Source organism: Arthrobacter sp. 131MFCol6.1 (genome assembly GCF_000374925.1).
In the GTDB taxonomy this organism is placed as follows: domain Bacteria; phylum Actinomycetota; class Actinomycetes; order Actinomycetales; family Micrococcaceae; genus Arthrobacter.
The window spans coordinates 79,951-103,319 of record NZ_KB895544.1 but is presented as its reverse complement, the minus strand read 5'-3'; the positions used below and the strand labels follow the sequence as shown (position 1 = coordinate 103,319).

General features: G+C 69.3%; 22 protein-coding genes, 1 tRNA gene and 1 riboswitch. Of the genes, 13 read left to right on the top strand and 10 right to left on the bottom strand.

Going from position 1 to position 23,369, the window contains the following annotated elements:
- Nucleotides 1–104: 104 nt before the first annotated feature.
- Together C566_RS21330 and C566_RS0110425 are read right to left on the bottom strand one after the other, a co-directional pair.
- Nucleotides 105–359, bottom strand: a complete 255-nt coding sequence (locus tag C566_RS21330) for a hypothetical protein (protein WP_018774281.1) — start codon at nucleotides 357–359, stop codon at nucleotides 105–107.
- Between the two features lie 843 nt (nucleotides 360–1,202).
- Nucleotides 1,203–1,292 (bottom strand) — tRNA-Ser (locus C566_RS0110425).
- A 127-nt stretch (nucleotides 1,293–1,419) separates the two neighbouring features.
- Here C566_RS0110425 and C566_RS0110420 point away from each other — a divergent pair.
- The 4 genes from C566_RS0110420 to C566_RS0110405 are packed head-to-tail and all read left to right on the top strand — an operon-like array spanning nucleotide 1,420 to nucleotide 5,492.
- The gene (locus C566_RS0110420) at nucleotides 1,420–2,499 is read left to right on the top strand and encodes a hypothetical protein (RefSeq protein WP_018774280.1); all 1,080 of its coding nucleotides are present in this window, start codon (nucleotides 1,420–1,422) and stop codon (nucleotides 2,497–2,499) included.
- A 3-nt stretch (nucleotides 2,500–2,502) separates the two neighbouring features.
- Nucleotides 2,503–2,901, top strand: a complete 399-nt coding sequence (locus C566_RS0110415) for a 6-pyruvoyl trahydropterin synthase family protein (protein ID WP_018774279.1) — start codon at nucleotides 2,503–2,505, stop codon at nucleotides 2,899–2,901.
- 9 nt (nucleotides 2,902–2,910) lie between these two features.
- Entirely contained in the window at nucleotides 2,911–4,155 is a 1,245-nt protein-coding gene (locus C566_RS21325; protein ID WP_018774278.1) for a glycosyltransferase, read from the top strand.
- A gap of 35 nt (nucleotides 4,156–4,190) precedes the next feature.
- Nucleotides 4,191–5,492, top strand: a complete 1,302-nt coding sequence (locus tag C566_RS0110405; RefSeq protein ID WP_018774277.1) for a DNA glycosylase AlkZ-like family protein — start codon at nucleotides 4,191–4,193, stop codon at nucleotides 5,490–5,492.
- A gap of 23 nt (nucleotides 5,493–5,515) precedes the next feature.
- On the opposite strand, the gene C566_RS0110400 is transcribed toward C566_RS0110405, so the two are convergent.
- Complete coding sequence (locus C566_RS0110400; RefSeq protein ID WP_018774276.1) at nucleotides 5,516–6,016, bottom strand: nucleoside deaminase; 501 nt, start codon at nucleotides 6,014–6,016, stop codon at nucleotides 5,516–5,518.
- Between the two features lie 106 nt (nucleotides 6,017–6,122).
- On the opposite strand from C566_RS0110400, the gene C566_RS0110395 reads away from it, so the two are divergent.
- From C566_RS0110395 to C566_RS0110380, 4 genes are all read left to right on the top strand, one after another.
- On the top strand, nucleotides 6,123–6,989 hold the full coding sequence (locus C566_RS0110395) for a phosphatase PAP2 family protein (protein WP_018774275.1): 867 nt from the start codon (nucleotides 6,123–6,125) through the stop codon (nucleotides 6,987–6,989).
- 12 nt (nucleotides 6,990–7,001) lie between these two features.
- On the top strand, nucleotides 7,002–7,637 hold the full coding sequence (gene upp / locus C566_RS0110390) for a uracil phosphoribosyltransferase (RefSeq protein ID WP_018774274.1): 636 nt from the start codon (nucleotides 7,002–7,004) through the stop codon (nucleotides 7,635–7,637).
- A 58-nt stretch (nucleotides 7,638–7,695) separates the two neighbouring features.
- Nucleotides 7,696–8,073 carry a glyoxalase superfamily protein gene (locus C566_RS0110385; RefSeq protein WP_026266579.1) on the top strand — a complete coding sequence of 126 codons (378 nt, stop codon included), beginning with the start codon at nucleotides 7,696–7,698 and terminating at the stop codon, nucleotides 8,071–8,073.
- Between the two features lie 69 nt (nucleotides 8,074–8,142).
- A complete protein-coding gene (locus tag C566_RS0110380) occupies nucleotides 8,143–8,823 on the top strand; it encodes an HAD-IA family hydrolase (protein ID WP_018774272.1) in 681 nt (226 codons plus the stop codon).
- Between the two features lie 19 nt (nucleotides 8,824–8,842).
- Here the strand turns inward: C566_RS0110380 and C566_RS0110375 are convergent, their stop codons facing one another.
- The 6 genes from C566_RS0110375 to C566_RS0110350 all read right to left on the bottom strand — a co-directional run bounded on the left by C566_RS0110375 (nucleotide 8,843) and on the right by C566_RS0110350 (nucleotide 18,123).
- A complete protein-coding gene (locus C566_RS0110375) occupies nucleotides 8,843–10,936 on the bottom strand; it encodes an ArnT family glycosyltransferase (RefSeq protein ID WP_018774271.1) in 2,094 nt (697 codons plus the stop codon).
- Between the two features lie 6 nt (nucleotides 10,937–10,942).
- Nucleotides 10,943–12,994: a glycosyltransferase family 39 protein gene (locus tag C566_RS0110370; RefSeq protein ID WP_018774270.1), complete on the bottom strand. Its 2,052-nt coding sequence runs from the start codon at nucleotides 12,992–12,994 to the stop codon at nucleotides 10,943–10,945.
- Nucleotides 12,995–14,428 (bottom strand): bifunctional glycosyltransferase family 2/GtrA family protein, encoded by a 1,434-nt coding sequence (locus C566_RS0110365; protein ID WP_018774269.1) that lies wholly within the window; start codon nucleotides 14,426–14,428, stop codon nucleotides 12,995–12,997.
- Nucleotides 14,429–14,582: 154 nt separating this feature from the next.
- Nucleotides 14,583–15,413, bottom strand: a complete 831-nt coding sequence (locus C566_RS22710) for a hypothetical protein (protein ID WP_018774268.1) — start codon at nucleotides 15,411–15,413, stop codon at nucleotides 14,583–14,585.
- Nucleotides 15,413–15,572: riboswitch (cyclic di-AMP (ydaO/yuaA leader) on the bottom strand. Its footprint overlaps the gene before it by 1 nt.
- Nucleotides 15,573–15,753: 181 nt before the next feature.
- Complete coding sequence (locus tag C566_RS0110355) at nucleotides 15,754–17,361, bottom strand: sensor histidine kinase (protein ID WP_018774267.1); 1,608 nt, start codon at nucleotides 17,359–17,361, stop codon at nucleotides 15,754–15,756.
- Between the two features lie 21 nt (nucleotides 17,362–17,382).
- Nucleotides 17,383–18,123, bottom strand: a complete 741-nt coding sequence (locus C566_RS0110350; RefSeq protein WP_018774266.1) for a response regulator transcription factor — start codon at nucleotides 18,121–18,123, stop codon at nucleotides 17,383–17,385.
- Between the two features lie 241 nt (nucleotides 18,124–18,364).
- Here C566_RS0110350 and C566_RS0110345 point away from each other — a divergent pair, with 241 nt between their 5' ends.
- From C566_RS0110345 to C566_RS22120, 5 genes are all read left to right on the top strand, one after another.
- A complete protein-coding gene (locus tag C566_RS0110345; protein ID WP_155846856.1) occupies nucleotides 18,365–19,321 on the top strand; it encodes a hypothetical protein in 957 nt (318 codons plus the stop codon).
- A 546-nt stretch (nucleotides 19,322–19,867) separates the two neighbouring features.
- On the top strand, nucleotides 19,868–20,731 hold the full coding sequence (locus C566_RS0110340) for a winged helix-turn-helix domain-containing protein (protein ID WP_018774264.1): 864 nt from the start codon (nucleotides 19,868–19,870) through the stop codon (nucleotides 20,729–20,731).
- A 414-nt stretch (nucleotides 20,732–21,145) separates the two neighbouring features.
- Nucleotides 21,146–21,349, top strand: coding sequence for a dodecin family protein (locus C566_RS0110335; protein ID WP_018774263.1), 204 nt, complete (start codon nucleotides 21,146–21,148; stop codon nucleotides 21,347–21,349).
- A gap of 55 nt (nucleotides 21,350–21,404) precedes the next feature.
- Nucleotides 21,405–21,932 carry a SixA phosphatase family protein gene (locus tag C566_RS0110330; protein ID WP_018774262.1) on the top strand — a complete coding sequence of 176 codons (528 nt, stop codon included), beginning with the start codon at nucleotides 21,405–21,407 and terminating at the stop codon, nucleotides 21,930–21,932.
- A gap of 137 nt (nucleotides 21,933–22,069) precedes the next feature.
- Nucleotides 22,070–22,621, top strand: a complete 552-nt coding sequence (locus C566_RS22120; protein WP_155846855.1) for a hypothetical protein — start codon at nucleotides 22,070–22,072, stop codon at nucleotides 22,619–22,621.
- Between the two features lie 77 nt (nucleotides 22,622–22,698).
- Here the strand turns inward: C566_RS22120 and C566_RS21315 are convergent, their stop codons facing one another.
- Nucleotides 22,699–23,352, bottom strand: coding sequence for a hypothetical protein (locus C566_RS21315; RefSeq protein WP_018774260.1), 654 nt, complete (start codon nucleotides 23,350–23,352; stop codon nucleotides 22,699–22,701).
- Nucleotides 23,353–23,369: the final 17 nt, after the last annotated feature.

Below are 23,369 nucleotides of genomic sequence, written 5' to 3'. Positions count from 1 at the left end.
TTGATTCAGAACCAGTGTGACGGCTGGAACGACCGATGCCACCCCTTCGTCTGGACCAAGACCCAGGAACGCGACACCAGATCCGAAGGACACCTACTGTCGGCCTAATGCAGATCATCCGGGACGCCGAATCGCCTTCCAATGAGTACGCGAATGGCCGCGAGTAGAGGCTGATCTTCCAGCGCAACGCCCTCGCCCCCGTAATGCACACCCGTTTCGTCACCCACTGCTTCTATGTCAAAAAGGTTGAGGACCTCGGCCACGCGCACCTGATACTCGGTGGCGGTCATTTGGCGAGACACACGAACTGGAATTGTGCTGAGTTTGCGCACGACCTTAGCATCGATGGATTGAGTCATGGGCGCACTGTTGCATGACGTTCGCCATTGCACAAGGGGGCTCGTCGGGCCTAGTCCGGGAGTGTGAGGCGACGTTAGGCTCGCGGGAGGTGAGCCCGTCCTCCCGCGGCCCCCGCCGGCAAAACCCTGTCGGCGCAGGTTCCTATACCGGCGGATCGTCGTGCAAACACCCACCAGGCTGCTGGCCGCTTCTTCGCCCGAGAGTGCGCAGTCAATCCACAACATAATGACCGTTATGTTGTGGGCGTTGAAGTCCACCCGCATTGTTTAACGTGGCCACCTTGCGGTTGTTGTCCTCTCTGACATGATGTGAGCAACGGGGCAAAGAGGGGCGGTCCAATGTCTGCTGGTGAAGAGGAATCCCGGACCTTCAGGGAACAAACCATTCGACGTACACGTAGCGGTATCCGGGCAGCCCAACTCCGTGTCACCCTAGACGAGATCCGTGGGCGAGAGACTGCGGAAGCAGTGGTGCGACTGGCGCAGTTGACACCGCCGCCGTTGCCGTCACCTTCGACACTCTGAGTCGCTGGACGGGAAGCTTCGGACGGATCCCCCGCATCACGGAGGGAACTGGCTCTCCATTTGCGCAATAGCATTCTGGCCGCGCAGTTGAGGGTCGCCCTAGACGAGGCGCGAGGCCGGCCAACGCCCGAAGCCGTGAAACGACTGGCCCAGAAGGAGCTTCCATCTCTGAGGTGAAAGAGCTTGGGCGCCGCCGCGGTACCCCAAGTGTGTGCATCAGCACCTCGATGCGGCCATGATTCCTCGAAATATGCACCAAGAGTGCACCACGAAGGTCCTAAGAATGCTGAAAACCCCCGGTTTCCCGGGGGTTTTCATTGGCGGTGACGGTGGGATTTGAACCCACGTTGGCTTTTACACCAAACAACATTTCGAGTGTTGCACCTTCGGCCGCTCGGACACGTCACCAACCTGACTAGGGTACCGGAGCAAGGCGCCCATCCACAAAACGAGCCCCAACGGCAGCCGTTCGCCGACTCGCCGGAACCCTGCACCCTTCCCGGCGAACTGTGCGGGCACTAGATTCGTAAGCACAATGACTACTTCTGAACGGCACACCACCGCCACCGCCTATTGGACCGTCGGCCCGGAACAAGGCGAGCTCCGGTGCGAGGACCTGCCCGCCCCCGGACCCGGCGAGGCGTTGGTCCGGACCCTGTATTCGGGGATCAGCAAGGGCACCGAGCTGGTGGTCCACCATGCGAGTGTCCCGGAGTGCGTCGCCGGTGCTATGGCCGCCCCCAACCAGGCGGGGGAGTTCCCGTACCCGGTGAAGTTCGGCTACCTCACCGTGGGGGTGGTCGAGGAAGGGCCGGAGGCCTGGGCCGGGAAAATTGTCTTCTGCCTCTACCCGCATCAGGACCGCTTCATAGTCCCGGTAGAATCCCTCACGGCGATCCCCGACGGCGTCCCGGCCCGCCGCGCGGTGCTCACCGGCACCGTGGAAACCGCGATCAACGGCCTTTGGGAGGCCGGGCCCCGCCTGGGCGACCGCGTCGCCGTGATCGGGGCCGGACTGGTCGGCGGCATGGTGGCCAGGCTCCTGGCCGGCTTTCCGCTCGCACGGCTGCAGCTGATCGACGTCGACCCTGCCAAGCGTGCGTTCGCCGCCGCCCTCGGCGTCGACTTCAGCCACCCCGATGACGCCCTCCCGGACTGCGACATCGTGATCCACTGCTCCGCGTCCCAGGAAGGCCTGCAACGGAGCCTGCAGCTGGTGGGCGACGAAGGCGACATCATCGAAATGTCCTGGTACGCCGACCGGCTGGTCACACTCCCGCTGGGGGAGGACTTCCATGCCCGCCGCCTGTCCATCCGGGCCAGCCAGGTGGGGATGGTGGCCCGCGCCCGCAGGCACCGCCGCACCAACGCCGAGCGCCTCGCGCTCGCCGTGTCTCTGCTGCAGGACCCGGTCTTTGACGTCTTCCTGACCGGATCCTCGCCGTTCGCGCAACTCCCCGGCGTCGTCCAGCGGCTCGCCGACGGGACCCTGGATGCCCTCTGCCACGTCATTGAGTACCCGTCCACCGAAGCCCAATCCAGCGTCGCGCAATCCGTCGAAACCCAGCCCGCCGAATTCAAATCCACTGACCAGCCCACCGAAGCCACGAGGTAGCCCGTGTTTAGTCTGACCGTCCGCCGCAACTTCATGATCGCCCACAGCCTTCCGCGCGAGGTCTTCGGCCCGGCCCAGGGCCTGCACGGAGCCACGTTCGTCACGGAGGTGACGTTCCGCCGTCGTGAACTCAATGACGACGCGATCGTCCTGGACATCGGCGCGGCGGGGGACGCAGTGGACGAGGTACTGGACGAGCTGAACTACAAGAACCTCGACGAGCACCCGGACTTCTCCGGCAAGCTGAGCACCACCGAGGCCCTCGCCCGGTACATCGCCGACGCCGTCGCCGCCCAGATCCGCGTCGGCACGGACGGGCGGGACCTCGCCGGGCTGGACGTCACCCTGCGCGAGACCCCCGATGCCTGGGCCAGCTACTCGCTGGACTTCGACGCCCGCTAGGCGCCGCAGATGCCGCCGGCCAGCCTTCGCGTCCGTCTGGTGGTGCCCGGCAATGTCCGGCACAACTCCGGCGGCAACGTCTATAACGCGGCGCTCGCCGCCGAATTGGCGGCCCTCGGTGCCGCGGTGGAAACCTGTCCGCTCGACGGCGACTGGCCGGGAGGCAGCGCGGGGGACCGGCGGCGCCTGGCCAGGCTGCTGCACGCGGAGCCCGACGGCGGCCCGGCCAGGACCGTCGGCCCCGCATCTGCCGGTTCCGCAACCTTGGGCACAGTGACGGTGGTCGACAGCCTCCTGGCCTGCGGCGCGCCCGACGAACTGGAAGCGGCCGCTGCGGCCGGGGCCAGGGTCTGGATCCTGCTGCACATGCCCCTGCCGGACCACCCGGAGCGCGAACGCAGGGCCCTGCGGGCCGCCGCCGGCGTCATCTGCACGAGCGGTTCAGCCGCGGCGGACATCCGCGCCCGCCACGGGCTCGACGGCTTACGGGTCGCACTGCCCGGGACGGCGCCCGCCCCGCTCGCGGCCGGCAGCCTGTCCGCCGGCCCCGGCGCCCCGCACCTCATCGCCGTGGCGGCGCTGCTGCCGAACAAGGATCAGTCGCTCCTGCTGGATGCGCTTGGCCGGCTCGCGGATGTGCCCTGGACGGCGTCCCTCATCGGCTCGGACACCGCCGATTCTGCCTACGCCGCGCAGCTCCGGACCTCCCTGGAACGACTCGGCCTGGCCGGGAGGGTCCGCATCCCGGGCGAGCTCCGGGGCCCGGCACTGGATGCTGAATGGGATGCGGCCGATCTCAGCCTGCTGATTTCCCGGGCCGAAACCTACGGCCTGGTGGTCACCGAATCGCTGGCCCGCGGCATTCCCGTGGTGGTGCGCGAGGGCACCGGAGCCGTCGAGGCGCTCGCCGCCGGCGCCCTGCCCGGCACTGCCGCGCCCGACTCGCCGGCGCCGGACTTCCCGGGGCCCGGGTTGCCGGGCGCCGCCGTCGGGCTCGGAACGGACCCCGCCCCGCTGGCGGACCTGCTCCGCCGCTGGCTGGACGACGAGGCACTCAGGGACCGCTGGCGGGAGGCGGCAGCGGCCGCCCGGGGCCGGCTGCCCGGCTGGGATGCCACCGCCCGGACCGTTCTGGGCTTCCTGTCGACGGAACCCGCGGAACCCGCGGAAACCACTGAAACCACTGAAACCACTGAAACCGGTGAAGCGGGGCCCCCGGGAAACCAGACGGCGCGGGTTGATACGGCTTCTTGATACCGCTGACAGAGAAGCTGTTGGAGAATGAGCCCATGAGCACCCACCCTGTCGCCACGCAATCGCCGTCGGTAGAAGAGCCCGCCAATCTGCCGGAGCCGCAGAGCCTGACCCCGGAGCGGCTCCGGGCATGGTCCTGGCACCGGCAGGGCCTGGACGGCTCGCTGGCCGGCTGCACGGCCGAGCAGGTCCTCGCCCGGGCAGGCTGGGCTCGGTCCGTGGGCGGCGCCAACCCCTACCTCACTCTCTTCGCCCGCGCCGGCATCCGCCGCGAACAGGTGGACGCCGACGTCCTCGCCCACCGGATCCTTGAACTTCCCGTCGCCCGCGGCTGCACGTACGTCCTGGGCCGCGAAGACTTTGCCTGGGCGCTTCAGCTGGGCCGGGACGCGGCCGAGTCGGCATTCAAAGTGGTCGGCCGGCTCGGCGTGGACCGCGGTGAGATCACGCTTCTGGAAGAGCAGGTGCTGCACACCCTCGCCGAAGCGGACGGGCCCATGGATCCGCGGCAGCTCAAGGACGAACTCGGCGATTCAGTGCGCAACCTGGGAGAGGAAGGCAAGAAGAAGGGCGCCACCACCACGCTGCCTACCGCCCTGGGGATCCTGCAGTCGGACGGTCGGATCCGCCGGGTCCCGGCGAACGGGCGCCTGGACCAGCAGCGTTACGCCTACCAGCCTTGGGGCCTGCCGCCCAGCGATCTTGACGACGACGACGCGCGCACCGAGCTGATCCGCCGCTACCTGGGCTGGACCGGCGGAGCCACGTTCAAACAGTCGCAGTGGTTCACGGGATTCACCGTGGCGCAAAGCAAGGCGGCGCTCGCCGCCGTTGGCGCCGTCGAGGTGCCCACCGCACTGGCCACCGCCGGCGGCGACCCGCTGTGGATGCTGCCGGAGGACGTCGGCAGCCTCGCCGCCTTCGAGGAGCCGGCTGGGGAACAGATCCAGCTGCTGGCCGGAACGGACTCCCTGTTCCTGCTGCGCCGCAACGCGGCGGACCTGCTGGCCGAAGGGGACCTGCACAAGCCGGCGCTGGGGTCGCTCGCGCTGCAGGCCGATCTCCCGGACCACCCGATCCTGGACCGCGGCCGGATCATCGGACTCTGGCAGTACGATCCCGCCAAGGAGAGGATCGTGCCCTGGCTGTTCCACGGCCCCACGCCCGCCGTGACGCAGCGGATCGCCGAGGTGGAAGCCTGGATCCGCGAGGACCTCGGTGATTTCCGGGCCTTCAGCCTGGACTCGCCGGCCTCCCGGCAGAAGCGGATCGATGGGCTCGCGGCAGCTGCAGGAGCCGCCGAGGCAGGGTCCCCGGCCGCCGGTACGGCTAGCTAGCGGCGTGAGTTAGCCGGAACGGATCAGGCGCGGTGCCCGGCGAAGAACTCCCGCAGGAGCGCGGCGCACTCCTGCTCCCTGACGCCCGCAATGACTTCCACCCAGTGGTTGAGCCGGCGCTCGCGGAGGATGTCGAACACGGAACCGGCGGCGCCGGCCTTCTCATCCCAGGCCCCGAACACCACCCGCGGAATCCTGGCGAGGACGATCGCTCCCGCGCACATCGCGCAGGGTTCCAGCGTCACTACCAGGGTGCAGTCCTCCAGCCGCCAGCCGTCGTCGCCCTTGCCTTCCAACGCCCGGTGCGCCCGCAACCGCGCGGCGGCCTCCCGGATGGCGACCATCTCGGCGTGCGCCGTCGGGTCCCCCAGAGCCTCGCGTTCGTTTCGCCCGGCGCCCAACACGGAACCGTCCGGTCCGATCACGACGGCGCCGATCGGCACGTCCGCGGTGGCCAGTGCGTTCCGGGCCTCGGCCAGGGCAAGGCTCATCCATTGGGCATGGCGGGGCTCAGGGGCAGTCATGGGTCAATGATAGTTTCGATCCTAAGCATGCTGTGCAGCTCGGCTGTGCGGCCAAGTAGTTAATTTAGACAAGTAGTTAATGTAGACAAGTAGTCGGGAGACGGCCGTGACCACCGGAACAGAGAACTGGTTGGCGCATCGCTGGGGCAAATGGGTGGTGCCGTACGCGGCCCTCTGGATCACCATGCTGGTGGGCGGCGTGGTGGTGGTGATCCTGGCGCTGGTGAGTGCCGAGGTCTACGACAACGTGGTGGACGACGCCGGCCTCGCGAACCTGGACAAGCCAGCCCTGGCGTTCATGGAACAATTGCGCAGCCCCGGCCTGGACGCCTTTATCACCGGGTTCACCAACATCGGCGGCGGCATCGGGATGCCCATCCTGGGCAGCATCCTGACGGCGCTCCTGATCTTCACCTCCCGGAGCTGGCGGCCGCTGATCCTGATCGGCGGCGCGGCCGCCGCGTCGGTGACTGCCACAACCCTGGGCAAGAAAATGATCGGCCGCGTCCGCCCGGACCATGCCGACGCCGTGCCGCCCTACGAGACCTCGCCGTCGTTCCCGAGCGGTCACACGCTCAACACCACAGTGGTAATCGCCCTCGTGGTGTACCTGGCCTGCCTGCAGATCAAACGGACCGGCGCCCGGATCGGCCTGATCGCCGCGGGTGTGATCTTCATCGTCGCGATGGGCCTCAGCCGGGTCTATCTGGGCCATCACTGGCTGACCGACGTGATCGTCGGCTGGGTCATCGGGCTGGCCTGGGTGGGGATTGTGATCATGGCGCACCGGTTCTTCCATGCGCTGCGGCGCCGGGAACACGCCGGCGACGCGCCGACCTTCGAGCATCCCGCCCACCTCCATAACGGTGCCGCCAGCGCCACTGCTGGTGGCACTGCCGGCGGCACGGTACAGGCCGACGCGAACGACGCCGATACCCCCGGCCCAGCGGGACGGTCCTCAGCATCCGGGTGATAGTTTTGACCCATGCGCACTCTCGTTGTGGACCACCCGCTGGTCGCCCATAAGCTCACCGTTCTGCGGGACAAGAACACCCCGTCCCCGGTCTTCCGCCAGCTCACCGAGGAGCTCGTCACGCTCCTGGCCTACGAAGCCACGCGTGACGTCCGCACCGAACCGGTGACCATCGAGACGCCCGTCAGCACCACCGTCGGCACCGCCTTCACCAAGCCAACCCCTCTGGTGGTCCCGATTCTCCGGGCCGGGCTCGGCATGCTCGAGGGCATGACCAAGCTGGTCCCCACCGCCGAGGTCGGCTTCCTGGGCATGGCCCGCGACGAAGAGACCCTGGACATCATCACCTACGCCGAGCGCCTCCCGGAGGACCTCACGGACCGGCAGATCTTCGTCCTCGATCCCATGCTTGCCACCGGCGGAACCCTGCGCGAGGCCATCAAGTTCCTCTTCAAGCGGGGCGCCTCCGACGTCACCTGCATCTGCCTCCTCGCCGCCCCGGAGGGCCTGGCCAAGCTGGAGGAAGAACTGTCCGAAGCCAACGTGACGATCGTCCTGGCCTCGATCGACGAGAAGCTTAACGAGAAGTCCTACATCGTGCCCGGCCTGGGCGACGCCGGAGACCGCCTGTACGGCATCGCGGGCTAGCGCACGCTCCGCCCGGGACACCTTCCGCCTCGCCGCGGACCGCGCTAGCCTGTGCGCCATGGATTGGAAACTTGAACTCGTGTTTGTGCCGGTGTCCGATGTGGACCGGGCCAAGGATTTCTACGTCAACAAGGTGGGCTTCAACGCCGACTACGACGAACGGCCCATGGAGGGCCTCCGGTTCGTCCAGCTGACCCCGCCGGGCTCCGGCTGCTCGATTGCGATCGGCGAGGGCCTCAACGACGCCCCGCCCGGGACCGCCCCCAGCCTGCAGCTTGTGGTCAGCGACATCCAGGCCGCGCACAAGCAGCTCAAGGACAACGGCGTGGACGTCAGCGACGTCGACGTCCAGGACTGGGGGCACTTTGTCCACTTCGCCGACCCCGACGGCAACAAATGGGCGGTGCAGTACATCCCCCACCGGCCCAACGGCTGATCCCGGCAGGCTGCGCGCGGCAGGCCGCCGGCCAACGGGTTGGGCGGGGCCATGCGGCAGGATGGAGGCATGAGCTTTCCATCCCGTTCCAGCACCACCACCCTGACCGCGCGCGCCGTCCTGTTCGACATGGACGGCACGCTGGTGGATTCCACCAGCATCGTGGAGCAGGTTTGGACCACGTTCGCGGCCCGCTACAGCCTGGACATCGGCGAGATCCTGCGCTCCTCCCATGGGGTCCAGGCCATGGACACGGTGCGCAGGTTTGCCCCGGCCGGTTCCGACATCCAGGCCCTCGCGGCCGAGCTCGGCCGGATGGAGCTGGCCGAGACCCGGGGCATTGTTCCGGTGCCGGGCGCCCCGGAGCTGCTGGCGAGCCTGCCGCCGGACGCCGTGGCGCTGGTGACGAGCGCGTCACGGGACCTGGCCGAGGTCCGGATGGCGGCCGCGGGGATCGCCGTCCCGGCCGTCTCGGTCACATCGGAGGATGTCATGCGGGGCAAACCCCACCCTGAGGGATACCTCCGGGCGGCCTCCCTGCTGGGTGTCGCCCCGGCCGACGCGGTGGTGTTCGAGGACGCCCCGGCCGGCATCGCCGCGGGCGTCGCCGCCGGCGTCCGGACCGTGGCGGTGGGGCCCAACGCCGGCGAATTGCCGGACGGTGTCCTCCACATTCCCGACTACTCCGCGGTTACCCTGACTACGCACGTCACCGGCGCCGGCCTGCGCACCCTGTCGTTCACCTTCTAGCGACGGCGACGCCGCTGGCCTAGCGTGCCAGCAGGTACACGCTGGTCCCGCCCACGGTCTGGGCCGTGAAATTGTCCTGCACCCAGGCGGCAATCTGTGCGGCATCGTTGGCTCCGTTTTCGCCCTGCATGAGGCGCCCGGCGATGAAGTAGTGGATCTTGCCGTCGGCCACATACTGCTGGAACTGCGCCAGGGTCGGCGCGGGGTCCGTGCCGTTGAACCCGCCCACGGCCATCACCGGGAGCTGCGTCGCCAGCTGGTAGCCGGCGGCGTTGTTGGATCCGACGACGGCGGCGGCCCACGTATAAGCCCCGGCGTCTGTCTGCAGCGCGGTCACGAGCGCCGCCGACGGCGTGCTGGCCCCGAGCAGGCCGCCCATTCCGCCCGCCCCTTGGCCGCGGCCGATGCCCGTGCCGGCGCCAGTCCCGTTGCCGTTTGCCGCCGTGGCGCCGCCGAAGCCGCCTCCCGCCGCACCGCCGAGGGCCGGCGGCATCCCGGCCCCGCCCCGGCCGGAAACGGCCGGCCCGGCGCTGACAATCGAGCCGCTGTGGGCCGTGGACGCGGTGGACAGCGAGTAGGCCAGCGGCCCGGCGAGGGCGGCGGCGACGGCGAGCGCCGCCGTCGTACGCGCCACCGTCCTGGATGCCAACATGCCCCTGCCCTTCACCCCCGCGACCCCCCTAGCCCCCGGGGCCGCGGCGGCCAGCACCAGGCCGGCAGCGGTGAGCGCGCCCAGGAGCGCCACCCAGCGCAGCCACGGCATGTACGCCGCGGTGCGGACCAGGAGTTCGGCGGCCACGGCCCCGGCCGCCACGATCGCCAGCGCGAGGACGGCCGCCGCCACGGGCTGGTTCCGCCGCTGCCAGAGCAGGACGCCGCCGAGCCCGGCGAGCCCGGCGATCCCGGGTGCCAGCGCCACCATGTAGTACGGGTGGATGATCCCGGCCATGAAACTGAACGTCAGCCCGGTGACGGCAACCCAGGAGCCCCAGATGATCACTGAAGCCCGTACCGGGTCGGTGCGCGGCGCGCGGCGGCCCAGCCAGAGCAGGCCCGCTCCGAGCAGCAGCACCGAGGGCAGCAGCCAGGCGATCTGGCCGCCGAACTCGCTGTTGAAGAGCCGGAACAGCCCGGGCGTGCCCCAGCCGTTGCTGCCGCCCACACTCCCAGTTTCATCCCCGTTCAGCCGGCCCAGGCCGTTGTAGCCCAGGGTCAGCTCCAGGATGGAGTTGTTCTGAGAGCCGCCGATGTACGGGCGGTCCGCCGCCGGAATGAGTTCGACGGCGGCCAGCCACCACCCGGCGGCGACGGCCATCGCCGCCCCGGCGCCGAGCAGGTGAAGAACGCGCCTGCCCGCCGCTGCCGGCGCCGCGAGCAGGTAGGCCACGGCAAAGCCGGGGACAACCAGCAGGACCTGCAGCTGCTTGGTGAGGAACCCGAAGCCCAGCAGCACCCCGGCGAACAGCAGCCAGCGCACGCGCGCGTCCTGGATGGACCGCAACACGGCGTAGGCGGCCGCGGTCATCAAAAGCACCAGCAGGGCGTCGGGGTTGTTGAACCGGAACATCAGCACGGCTACCGGTGTCAGCGCCATGACCGCACCGGCGAGGAGCCCCGCGCGGTGGGCCAGGCCGGCGTCGGCCGTGGCGGGGGCAGCGGCCCGGCGGACGGCCAGATAGAGGAGCCAGACCGTGCCGATCCCCATGAGCGCCTGCGGCACCAGGACGCTCCAGGAGCTCAGCCCGAAGATCCGCACCGACAGCCCCATCACCCACAGCGACGCCGGCGGCTTGTCCACGGTGATGGCGTTGGCGGCGTCGGACGAGCCAAAGAACCAGGCCGTCCAGTCCTGTGACCCGGCCTGGGCCGCCGCGGAGTAGAACGCGTTCGCCCAGCCGGAGGCGCCGAGGTTCCAGAGGTACAGCACGGCCGTGGCCAGCAGCAGGCCCGCCAGTTCCAGCCGCTGCCGCAGCGCCCGGGCGCCAGGGACGGCGCGCGTGCCGCCGGCAGCCGGGCGCTCCAGTCGCCGACGGCCTTCCGGGACTTGCGGCGGCGGCGGCCCCGGCGTGCGGGCCGGCGCCGTGCCGGGGCCCGGGCTCAGGGTGTCAGTCATGGCGGCCTACGCTCCCAGCTTGTAGACGGTGGCGTTGCCCACGGTCTGGGCCTGGTAGTTGGCCGCGACCCAGGTGGCGACCTCGGAGTTGCCTCCGCGGCCCCCGCCCATGCCGCCCATGCCGCCGGAAATGAAGTAACCGATCTCGCCGCGGTCCACCATCGCCTGGAACTGTGCGAGCGTCGGGTAGGGGTCGCCGCCGTTCCAGCCGCCGAGCGCGATCACGCTGGTGCCGGTGGCGAGTTCCAGGCTCGCGGCCTGGGTGGCGCCGGAGACAATCGCGGACCACTTGGCGCCGGAGGACTGCAGCAGCGCGGTCAGCTCCGCCGAGGACGTTTCCCCGCCGGGGCCGCCGCCCATGCCGTCACTGCCCGCGCCGTCGCTGCCGGCCCGGCCGGCCCCGAAGCCGCCGCCCATCGCGGACGCGGTGGGGCCGGAGGTCGGGATCGAACCGGAATGCGGCTGGGCGACGGTCGCCAGCGTCCACGCGGTGCTTCCGAGCCCGCCGGCGAGCAGGCAGAGGATCACGACCCCGGCCGTGGCGGCCTTGCGGAACCGTGCCGGGAGAGCCGCCATGCCGTCCGCCCGCAGGAGCAGGGCCGCGGCGGCGAGGACGCCCAGGACCACGATGATCACCCGGAGCCCCGGCAGCCAGGCCGGATCGCGGCCCAGGAGCACGGCGGACCAGACCGAGGTGGCCAGCACCGTCACGGCCAGGACAACCCGGGCGGGCCAGTAGGCCCGGCCCCGCCACAGTTCCAGGGAACCGATGCCGGCCAGCGCCGCGATGGCGGGGGCCAGCGCCACGGCATAGTACGGGTGCACGGTGCCGCTCATGAAGCTGAAGATTCCGGCCGTGAGGACCAGCCAGCCGCCCCACAGCAGGAGCGCCGCACGGGTTTTTGAGGTCCGGGCCTCGCGCCGGGTGAACCACAGCCCGGCCACCAGCAGGATCAGGGCCGCCGGCAGCAGCCAGGACACCTCGCCGCCGAAGCTGGTCCCGAACATCCGGGTGATCCCGGCGGCGCCGCCGAAGCCGACGTTGCCACTGCCGCCCGGGCCGCCGGCGTTGCCGCCCGGCATTCCGCCCGGCATCCCGCCACCGGATCCGGTGATCCGGCCCAGGCCGTTGTAGCCGAACGTCAGTTCCAGAAAGCTGTTGGTCTCCGACCCCGCCATGTACGGCCGGACCGAGGCCGGGGTCAGCTGGAAGAGCACAATGTAGCTTCCGGCCACGACGGCGATCCCGGCGGCGGCGGCCAGCAGGTGCACGAGCCGGCGGCCGAGGGTGGTGGGCGCCGCCCACAGGTAGGCCAGGGCCAGCCCGGGAACGATCAGGAAGCCCTGCAGCATCTTGCTCAGGAACGCCAGGCCGATCACCGCGCCGGCCGCGGCGAGCCACTTCCAGCCGGCCTTCTCGATGGCGCGGGTGGTGAGGTAAGCCGCCAGCACCAGGCACAGGGTGAGCATCGCGTCCGGGTTGTTGAACCGGAACATGAGGGCGGCCACTGGGGTCAGCGCCAGGACGCCGCCGGCGAGCAGGCCAGCGGCCGGCCCGGACACCCGCTTGACGGTCAGGTAGAGAAGCCCGACGGCGGCCACTCCCATGAGCGCCTGGGGAATAAGCATGCTCAGGGCCGAGAAACCAAAGATCCGTCCCGCGAGGGCGGGGATCCAGAGGGCGGCCGGCGGTTTATCCACCGTGATGGCGTTGCCGGCGTCGAGGGAGCCGAAGAGCAGCGCGGTCCAGTCCTTGGTCCCGGCCTGGATCGCCGCGGCATAGAAGGAGTTGGCGTAGCCGGTGGCCTCCAGATTCCACAGATACAACGCCGCGGTGACCACCAGGAGCAGCGCTGCCGAGGGACGCACCCAGCGGGGCTGCCGTCCGAACAGCAGCCGGTCCCGGCGGCCTTGGGCTGCCGGGGCCTGGGACGCGGGCAGCTGGGGCGCCGGCCCGCCGTCTCCGGGTACCGGGCGGGGCCTTTCCTGGGCGGCTGGGGTGCTGCCGGCCGGGGAGCCGCTCTCGGCTCCGGCGGTGGGGCTGATGGTTGCCGTCATTTACTTGGCCTTTTCTGTGCGGGGGAGGGAAGGATCGGGGGCGCCGGACGCCGGAACGGCAGTGGTGGGCCGGTGGCGGAAAACCACCAGCCGGAACAGCAGGAACTTCACGGCTGTGGCGGCCAGGTTGGCGGCGGTGACCGTGAGCAGTTCAAGCCAGCGGTCCGGTGCTGCTCCCGACGCGGCGTGAACGAGGGCGAGTGCGCCAGAGGTCAGGGCCAGCCCGATGCCGAAGACCAGCAGTCCCTCGAAGTGGTGGCGTGCGGCCTGGCTGCTGCCCTGGATGCCGAACGTGAAGCGCCGGTTGGCGGCGGTGTTGGCCACGGCGGTGGTGAGCAACGCGAGGAAATTTGCTAGCTGCGGGTCCATGAACCCGCGGCAGAGCAGGAAAATCGCCAGGTAGGCCAGGGTGGAGGCCACCCCGATGCTGCCGAAGCGGACGAGTTGTCCGAAGAGGCTTCCGCCGGGGCTTTGTTCCTGGGCCCGGGCGGCGGCCGGCAGCGGTCCGCGGGCCAGGGCGGCGCGCAGGTCGGGAACCGGGATCCGGCCCGAGACCAGGTCCCGGCTCAACCGTGCCATGCCGCGCAAGTCCGCGAGGGCGGTCTGAACGATGTCCACGCTGGAATCCGGGTCGTCGGTCCAGTCCACCGGCACTTCGTGGACGCGCAGGCCGCACTTTTCTGCCAGGACCAGCAGCTCGGTGTCGAAGAACCAGGCGTTATCCAGCGTGTGGGGGAGCAGTTGCCGGGCCACGTCCGACCGGATCGCCTTGAAGCCGCACTGTGCATCGCTGAAGTGGGCGCCCATGAGGGCCTGGAGCAGGAAGTTGTAGCTGCGCGAGATGAATTCCCGCTTGGGACCGCGGACCACGCGGGAGTTGCGGGTCAGCCGCGTCCCGATCGCCAGGTCGGAGTGCCCCGAGATGAGCGGGGCAAGGAGCGGTCCGAGGGCCGCCAGATCAGTGGAAAGATCCACATCCATGTACGCCAGGACCGGCGACGGCGAGGCCAGCCACACATTGCGAAGTGCGTTTCCGCGGCCCTTTTCGGCCATATGGACCACCTTCACTTCGCGCAGCTCGCGGGCTACGCGTTCCGCGGCCTTCAGCGTTCCGTCGGTGCTGGCGTTGTCCGCCACGGTGATCCGAAAGGAGTGCGGGAAGGCGCCGAGCAGGTAGGCGTGGAGCCGGCGCAGGCAGGCTTCGAGGTCCCGTTCCTCGTTGAAGACGGGGATGGTGACGTCCAGCAGGGGCGTGCTGGCGCGCGTATCGATGGCTGTGCGCCGGGCGCCGGGGCCGGTAAGCGCCCCGGCGAACGGGCCCGGAGCGGGCGCGTCGGCCAGCGCAAGCCCCGGGGGTGTCTCGGGTGCCGCCGGGCCGGCCGGCGTCGCCGCGGTGCGGGGCAGGGTTCCTGTGGCCTGGTCTGTGAATGTCATGGCTCAACTTTCCCGGCGGCCCATATGAGGGCTTTAGGGTCAAGCTGTGCTGGGGCTGTGGAAGTCGGCCTGTCGGGCAGGTCCGGCCGTGGAGACACAAAGAGGCCCCGGATCCGTGTGGATCCGGGGCCTCCTGGGGGCGGCTAGTGCCGGTTTAGTACCAGTTGTGTGCGTAGTGGAAGTTCAGGGCGCCGCAGGGGGAGCCGTAGCGCGACTTAACGTAGTTCAGGCCCCAGTTGATCTGGGTCCGGTAGTTGGTCATGTAGTCGGCCCCGGCGCTCGCCATCTTCGTTGCGGGCAGGGACTGGACCACGCCGTAGGCGCCGCTGCTGGCGTTCGTCGCGGTGGTCTTCCAGTCAGATTCCTTGGTCCACAGCTTGTGCAGGCACTGCATCTGGCCAGGTGCCCAGCCATAGCGGCCCAGCTGGGACGCGGCGTAGGCCTTGGCCCCGGCAGGGTCGTCGATTGCGACCGGCGCCGGTGCGGGGGCCGGTGCGGGGGCAGGAGCGGCTGCCGGTGCGGGTGCCGGTGCGGGAACGGGAGCGGGGGCTGCCGCGGGAGCCGGAGCAGGTGCGGGTGCGGGAGCCGCGGGGGCAGCGGGGGCGGGGATCAGCGCTTCGGCTGCCTTAACCTCGGAGATCTGGGGAGCCACGTTCTTTTCCGCCAGAGCGGTCGGCCCAGCCACCTGGACCCGCTCGAAGTTGAGCTTGGCCAGCGGGTCGGCGATCGTGGCCGTTTGGCTCGCAACGTTCGCCGTGTGGGCGCCCGGCTCTGCCGCCTGGCTGGCGGCGCCGCCACCCAGCAGCAGCGCGCACGCGGCGGTGACGACGGCGGCACGGCGGCCGGTTGTACCGAGTCCGGCGGCGAACCGCGACAGGGCGGATGCCCGTTTGGCCGGTTCGGCGCGGTGGCGCGACTTAGCTGCGCCAACTGAGCGGGAATGCGAATCGCCGTCAGGGCGCGTTTGTACCTGGAAGTCAGTCATGGTGGCCTCTCAACGCCGGCGGAGTTAGCTGTCGGGTTCGGATGAGGTCATCCGGCCGCACGGAATATCACGTGTCGGCTTCACCCCGAGGGCGCATGAATGCAAAATGCCCGGGAACTCTGGGTCCCCCGCCTCTGCCTGGTCCAGCGGAATCCGGGAAGCGGCAGAGTTTGGCGTCCGTCCGGATATGCGGCACCGATGGCGGCGCACTCTAAAGACGCTACAGGACCCAACCGCTTAAGTCACATTTTGGTAACAGGAATCACAGGGCCGGGGTGGCGGGTTGCGCTGGGTTCACCAATCGTCCGGTCCAGGGTCCTTGCGGTGCCGGCCGCGCCGTCTATGCGGGCGGCGCTGCGGGCAGGCGCACGGCGAACTCCGTGCGGCCCGGCCGGGACGTGACCTCGACGGTTCCTCCGTGGGCCTCCACGATCGACTGGACAATGGACAGGCCCAACCCGCTGGTGCCCTCGGAAGTCGGCGCGGCGGTCGCCGTGCCCTGGCCTCCGCGGCTGCCGGAAACGGCGCCGGAAGACGGGCGGGCGGCGGCCCCGGACCCGACCCCCGCCGTCGCGACCACCGAACTGGCGGGGAGGGCTGCGGGACTCGACGCCGGATTGGTGCGTGAGGCGTCGGCCCGGGCGAAGCGGGCGAAGACCCGGCCGATAAATTCCGGGGCGATGCCGCTGCCATTGTCTGTCACGGTGACCACGGCACTGCCGTCAGCCGAGCGCATGACGCCCGTGACCACCTTGGTCCCGGGTTCGGTGTGCTTGCGGGCATTGGAAAGGAGGTTGGCGAGGACCTGGTGAAGCTGGGTCGCATCACCGCGCACCACCACGGGCTCGTCCGGAAGTTCGAGCTGCCAGATGCGGTCCGGGGCCATGACTTTCTCATCGCTGACCGTCTCGATGGCCAGTTGGGTGAGGTCGACGTCGGAGATCTTGAGCGGCTGCCCCTCGTCCAGACGCGCCAGCAGCAGCAGGTCCTCCACGAGCGTGGTCATCCGCTCGGACTGGCTTAGCACACGGGCGAGGGACCTCTCGCCGTCGGGGGTGAAATGCTCAGTCATTCGCATCAGCTCCGTGTAGCCGCGGATGGCCGTAAGCGGGGTGCGGAGTTCGTGCGAGGCGTCGGCGACGAACTGCCGGACCTTCATCTCGCTCTCCTGCCGCGCTTCGAGGGCGTTGGAGACGTTGTCCAGCATCTTGTTCAGCGCGTAGCCCACGCTGCCCACTTCCGTTCCGGGATGGGCCGCCGACGTCGGGACGCGCACCCCGAGCGCCACCTCGCCGGCGTCCAGCGGGAGGCGGGAGACCTTGGTGGCCACCTCGGAGAGCTGTTCCAGCGGCTTCATGGTCCGCCGGATCAGGGCCGTGCCGGCGAGCCCGATCAACACGAGCCCGCCTGCGGACACCACCACCATGGTCCAGACCAGGGAGGTCAGGGTGTTTTGCTTTTCTGCCAGCGGGAGTCCGGTCACAATCACGTCGCCGTACGGCGCACGCGCGGCCGTGAGCCGGTAGGCGCCGGCCGAAAGGGTCCGGTCCACGGGCACACCGTTTGGGGTGAGGGTCAGGAGAACCTTGTTGTCGGCGGGGGAGAGGCTCTTGACCGCGCCGTCCCCGGCCAGGAAGCCGGCCCTACTGACTTCGTCGTCCACTATCCGGGCGTTAAGCGTCCCGACGCCCTGTCCCCGGGCTTCGAGGGGGTCGGGGCGCCTGCCCGAATCGTCCGAGGAGGGCCGGCCGAACTCGCTCGAACGGTGGGAGGCCTGGTCCAGCTGGGTGTCGAGCTGCCGGGTGAGGAAGAGGTCCATGGAGGCGTAGCTGAACAAGCCCACAGCGCCGCAGATGGCCACGAGCAGCGCCATGGCAACCAGGACCAGCCTGGTGCGCAAATGCCACGTGGACGGGTTGCGCCAGTCGCGTCCGGGGACGCGGGTCATGCCGGAAAGTGAGGGCACGGATCAGTCCGCCGGTTTCAGGACGTACCCGGCTCCGCGCACCGTGTGGATCATGGGAGCGTGGTTGGCGTCGACCTTCTTGCGGAGGTAGGAAATGTACAGTTCCACGATGTTCGCCTGCCCGCCGAAGTCGTAGTCCCAGACGCGGTCCAGGATCTGGGCCTTGCTGATGACCCGTTTCGGGTTTTCCATGAGGTAGCGCAGCAGCTCGAACTGCGTGGCGGTCAGGTGCAGTTCCTCCCCGGCCCGGGTGACTTCGCGGGTGTCGACATTGAGCACGAGGTCTCCCACCACGAGTTCGGCGGTGTCCATGGCGGCCACCCCGGAGCGCTGGACCAGCCGGTGCAGGCGCAGCAGCACCTCTTCCATGCTGAACGGCTTGGTGACGTAGTCATCGCCGCCGGCTGCCAGCCCGGTGATGCGGTCCTGGACGGCATCCTTGGCCGTCAGGAACAGCGCCGGCACCTCCGGCGCGAACGCGCGGATCCTGCTCAGCAGTTCGACGCCATCGAACCCGGGCAGCATCACATCCAGCACCAGCACATCGGGGCGGAACGCCTTGGCCAGCCGGACGGCGCCGGGCCCGTCCTCGGCCACGGCCACGGACCATCCGGCCATCCGCAGGCCCATGCTCATGAGTTCGGAGAGGCTGGGCTCGTCATCCACCACGAGGGCACGGATGGGGGAGCCGTCCGGATGCGTGAGCTGGGGAAGGTTGTTGGTCATGGAGTGCGAAGTGGCCATGGGACAACTCTCCGATCTGCCGGTTAGGCGCGGCTTTGGGGACCCTGTGCGGCACCTGTGAATCCCAGCCTAGCGAGCTGGACGCCGTTGCGGGACCGTACAGGCGGCGACGGCCGCGCTCAATCCGCCCTTCCCGTCAGGCCCGAACGTCACAGGCCGGGCTGTCGGCCCGCACAGCCCAGGCACAGGATCGCTCACCACTCTGGGGTGAACACCGATCCGCACCCTAAGGAGAAACACCATGAGCGGTCAGCATCCCGCAGCCGGTTCCGGACCAGCCCCCGAGCCAGCCCCCGAGCCAGCCCCCGTACCCGCCCCCGCGCCCACAACCGGCGCAACAGCGGCGCCCGCGCCCGTGACCGCGCCCAGCGCTGCCTGGCAGCACGACGCCGGACACACCGACATTGGACAGCACGACGCCGGGCAACCGGCAGCGGGCCCAGCTGCCGGCTGGGGCGCGCCCCCGGTCTGGACGGTTCCGGCGTCGGAACCGGCTTGGGGCATGCCCCGGCAGGAGCCTCCCGCGACTGCGGCGGCCACGGGCTGGGGCGCGCCGGGAAGTTCCGCCAAGACGGCCTCGGCGGCGAAGCCCTGGACCCTCAAGCGGGGGCTCGCCGTCGCCGGGGCCGCGGCTGTCCTGGCTGTCGGCGCCGGGGCGGGCGTTTATGCCCTGACCTCAAGTGCCACGGCAGCCACTGGTGCCGCCGGCGGGGCGGCGGCCGGGGGAACCGGCGGCCAGGGTTTCGCCCCCGGCGTGCCCGGCTCCGCGCAAGACGGTTCCGCGCAAGGCGGTTTCGGGGGAGGCGGCATGCCGGGGCAGGGCGGTCCCGGCGACTTCGCTGCCGGCGGGATGGGCAGCGGGCTTTCCGCGGCCGTGCATGCCGAATACGTTGTGCTGCAAGGAAGCGCCTACACGACGATGGCCGAGCAGCTGGGCACAGTAAGCGAAATCAGCTCTTCCTCCGTGACGGTCAAGAGCAGCGACGGTTTCACACGCAGCTATGCGCTGGGCAGCGACGTGGTGGTGAGTAATCTGCAACAGCGGCGCCAGCAGGCCGGCGGCACGGGCGCCCAGCTGAGCGTGGCGGACATCGTCGCGGGCGGGACGGTGCGGATCGTGGCGGCCAAGGAAGGTTCCGGCTACACGGCGGCCTCCGTCATCGTGGTGGCGGCGACGGCCACCGGCCAGTCGAACTGACCGCCGCAGCCGGCATTGCCGCCGTGCCTGGCCGGCGGCAATGCCGGCTGCCCACTCCGTGGACCCCCGCGCAGGGAACGGTGGGCAGACCCGGTTTTGCCCAACTTGCCGTGCTGTGAATGATTTCCGCCGCTTTGCGGCTTGAGGCCGAATAATATTCGACAAAGAATGCTTCCTGACCTTCCGGTCAGTAAAACACTTGTTATTTTATTGCCGCTGCAGAATTGTGACTTGCGCTACAAATCCTTGATCTGTCTCACTATGTGGAATCCGGGGTCCATTGTTACTTGCACGTTTACATTGTTACGTTGCACACTTCAATTGTGAACAAGAACTCAACAGCACCTGCAGCCGCAGCTTCCTGGATCAGCACACCCGCTGGTACCGAGATGCGCTGTTGTCGAATGCACGCCTAACTTTTACACCCCTAAAGGTTTCTAGGCATTCGCCCCCCAGCCCAGAGTCGGGCGCCCCTCCCCAATTTCATTGCGGGGAAAGAAGCATTCGAGCCGCGATGACGGCCATTCACATTGAGGTAAGCATTCCATGTCAGTTGCATCCGGATACGTCCACATCTCCGTCCGTAACGCCAGCAAGGCGGGCCAGGCCTCCGGGATCCGCCAGGGCTTTGGCGGCCGCTCCGCGTTCGCCCCCGCCGGATCCACGGGCAGCTTCCCCGCCCCCGGATATGCAGCTCAGGGCTACAACCCTGACTCCTACGGCCAGCTCCGTGCCGTTCCGCCCGCCCCCGCTACGGCGCCCACCCCCGTGATCGCCCCGGGTGCCGGCAGCCCGGTCCGTCCGGCTCCCAGTGACAACGTCGCCCGCGGCTTCGTGCTGTACATGGGCATCGACGAGGAAACCGCGGCTGCGGCCGGCACCTCCATCGCCAAGCTTGCCCAGGAAATCCGGGCCTACGCACAGTCGCTCGTGGCCGGCGCCGAAAGCTACGCCGCCGTCGCCGTCGCGCCGGCCAGTGCCCCGGGTTCCGCCCTCGACGTCGTCCGCTCGACCTTCGGCGACCCCACCGCAGGGGCCCGCCAGCGCACCGAGACCGCCCGCCTGCAGCAGCCGCAGGATCCGCGGCCTTCCGGCGTGCTGATTGACCTCGCCCGCCGTGAGGTGCACCTCGACGGCGAGTCCCTGAACCTGACGTTCAAGGAGTTCGAGCTCCTGAACTACCTCGTGGAGAACGGCACCCGCACCGTTGGCCGCGACGAGCTCCTCGAAGGCCTGTGGCGGAACGCCGAAGAGGTCCCGAACGAGCGGACCATCGACGTCCACATCCGCCGCCTGCGTTCCAAGCTCGGCCGCCTCGCCAACACCGTGCGCACCGTGCGCGGCCAGGGTTACCGGTTCTACGAGCACCCCGAAGTGGTTGTCTGGGCCGCTCCGGAATACTCGATCTAGCTTCTTCCTTGCCGTAAAGCGTCCGTTCCCTACTTGTAGGGGGCGGGCGCTTTCGCTTTCCCGGAAGCTTCAGCGAGTTTCCGCCGTGCCTTAGACACCTCCTTCGTTCCTCAGTCGGCGATGCGGCACTACGCGGAAACCCACTTCGCTTCCGCCGGGCAGACACATTCCACGACGTTCGCTTCGGGTGGGCTCGCTGACGGGTAGGTGCCTCCGCGGCTGGGTTGTCTTGTACGTGCCTCAGAAGCTGAGGCGGCGAGGCCGGATTTTGGGGCCGCGGCGTGGCGGGCACCGCGAAGCGGGCACGGCCCCAAATCCGGCGAAGCCGCCGGCGGGTGGTTTTGGTTGGGCTCTGTTGCCTTTCGGGGGGCCGGCGTAGTCTCGGACCGTTGAGCCGACTATTGGGAGGAAAACATGTCTGTTGCACGGATTACTACCCTGAGCGCGAACTCCAAGACCTCGTTTGATGCTGCCATCAAGGAGGGCATCGACCGGGCTAACAAGACCCTTCGCAATGTCACGGGGGCATGGGTAAAGGAACAAAAGGTCGAAATCAGCGACGGCGCCGTCGTTGCCTGGCACGTCGTGCTGGAAGTGACCTTTGTCCTTGAAGACTGAGCGAACGCTGGTGGGATGCGCGCCCGTGGGCCAGCCACCGCACTAGGATTGGGGCATGAGCGCGCATCACATCAAACGGCTGGTGATCATGCGGCACGCCAAGTCCGATTGGCCCGGCGGGGTTGCCGACCACGAAAGGCCGCTCGAAGAACGCGGCCACAAGGACGCCCCCGTCGCCGGAAAGTGGCTGCTCAAGCACGGCGTGGTCCCTGATTTCATCCTCTGCTCCAGCGCTTTGCGGACCCGCCAGACCTGCACGTGGGTGTGCCACGCCCTCGGGGACAAGGCGCCGACGCCCAAGCTCGAGGATGGCCTGTACGCCGCCTCCGCCTTGCGCATGCTGGCCGTCATCAACCATGTCCCGGACACCGTGACCACCCTCATGGTGATTTCACACATGCCCGGTGTGCAGGACCTTGCCATGCATCTGGCGTCGCGAGACTCCGACCACGATGCCTACATGGACGCCGCCACGCGCTATCCGACCAGCGGGCTGACCATCCTGGAGACGGAAAAGTCCTGGGCCGAACTGGACGGACAGGACGCCAAGCTGACCCACTTCAAGGTCCCCCGCGCCAAATAACCGCAGGTCCGCCCGGTGAGGGCTGCGGAATCCATAGCAACCGGCGCCGATCTGCGCTTTACTGATGCTGTTTAGTCATGTGGTTTTTTCCAGTGGTTTTGGGGCATCTGTTGCAACCCGGAGAAAAGGTGATCAACGTGGATTCAGGGCAGCTCATAGGAATTATCGTCGGCATCGTCGTGGTGCTCGCGATCGTGGCGGTGGCGGTCATGGTCAGCCGCAAGCGCAAGGTGGCCGCGGACCGGAACCGCGCCGCCGAGATGCGTGAACAGGCCAAGGCCGACGAATTCGCTGCGCGGGAACGCGAGGCCAAGGCGGCCCGTGCCGAGGCCGACGCCCAAGAGGCCGACCTTGAGGCCGAGCGGCTGCGGCAGGAAGCCCGCAACCGCAAGGAGGAGGCCGAAAGCGTCCGCTCCGGCGCGCAGGAGCAACTGCGCAAAGCCGACGAAGTGGACCCTGACGTGGTCACCTCCGAACGCGAAGCCGAAAGCGCGCAAATGCCGACCCGTGGGGATTTGCGCGCCGAGCGGGCCACCGCCGAGCCAGCAGCGGGCACCCCCGTCCCCGGCCAGCAAGCGTCCGGCGAGCAAGCGTCGGCCGACCAGCGCAGCCGCGAGGACGTCACCCGGTCCGACACCACCCCGGGCCCGGATGCGGCCCCCCGGGAAGACCGGCCGCGAAACCTCTGAGCCGAACCCCTGAGCTGCCTCCGGGCGGAAACTCCTGAGCTGAGCCGCTCCGCCGTCAGGGTGGCGGTGCGCGGAACTCAGCGGCGGGCGGAGGCCCGGGCCGGTGATTTGGGGGCAGGTGCCTTGGCCGGTGTCTTCGCCGCGGGCTTGCCCGGAGTCTTCGCCGCGGGCTTGGCCGGTGACTTGGCCGCGGGCCGGGCAGCCGCCCGCGGAACCGCCGGGCGGGCGGCGGTTCCTCTCGGCGTCGGGCGCGGCGCGGAAGGCCGCGGGTTCGCGGACCTGGACCCCGCGCCTCGCGCGACGGGCGCCGGGCGGCGCCGCGGAGCCCGGCCCGGGGAACGTCGGCCGTGGCTCCTGCCGGGCATGACAGTGCCGGCGAACAGCAACAGTAAGGTGACGGCTCCGGCGGCCGCGGCCAGATAGAAGTACAAATCCGGATGCTCGGAATCGACGCGCGTGGACAGGGCATCGGGATCGGGGTTGAAGGCCAGCCCCCACTGGCGCAGGAAGGCGACCCCGAACGCGATGAAGAGGATGCTGCCGACCCCGCTCGCGGCCAAAGTCTTGTGCCGGCGCCGGACCACCACCTCCGCCACGCAGGCCACATAGGCCGTGGCGGCAGCCCCGACGAACCACACCAGCACCCACTCGTGCAGGGTGATTCCGGTCAGGACCAGAAGTGCCAGGGCAGTGAGGAACGCTCCGATGGCGACTTTCCCACTGGTACCCATGTGACGCATGTGAACAA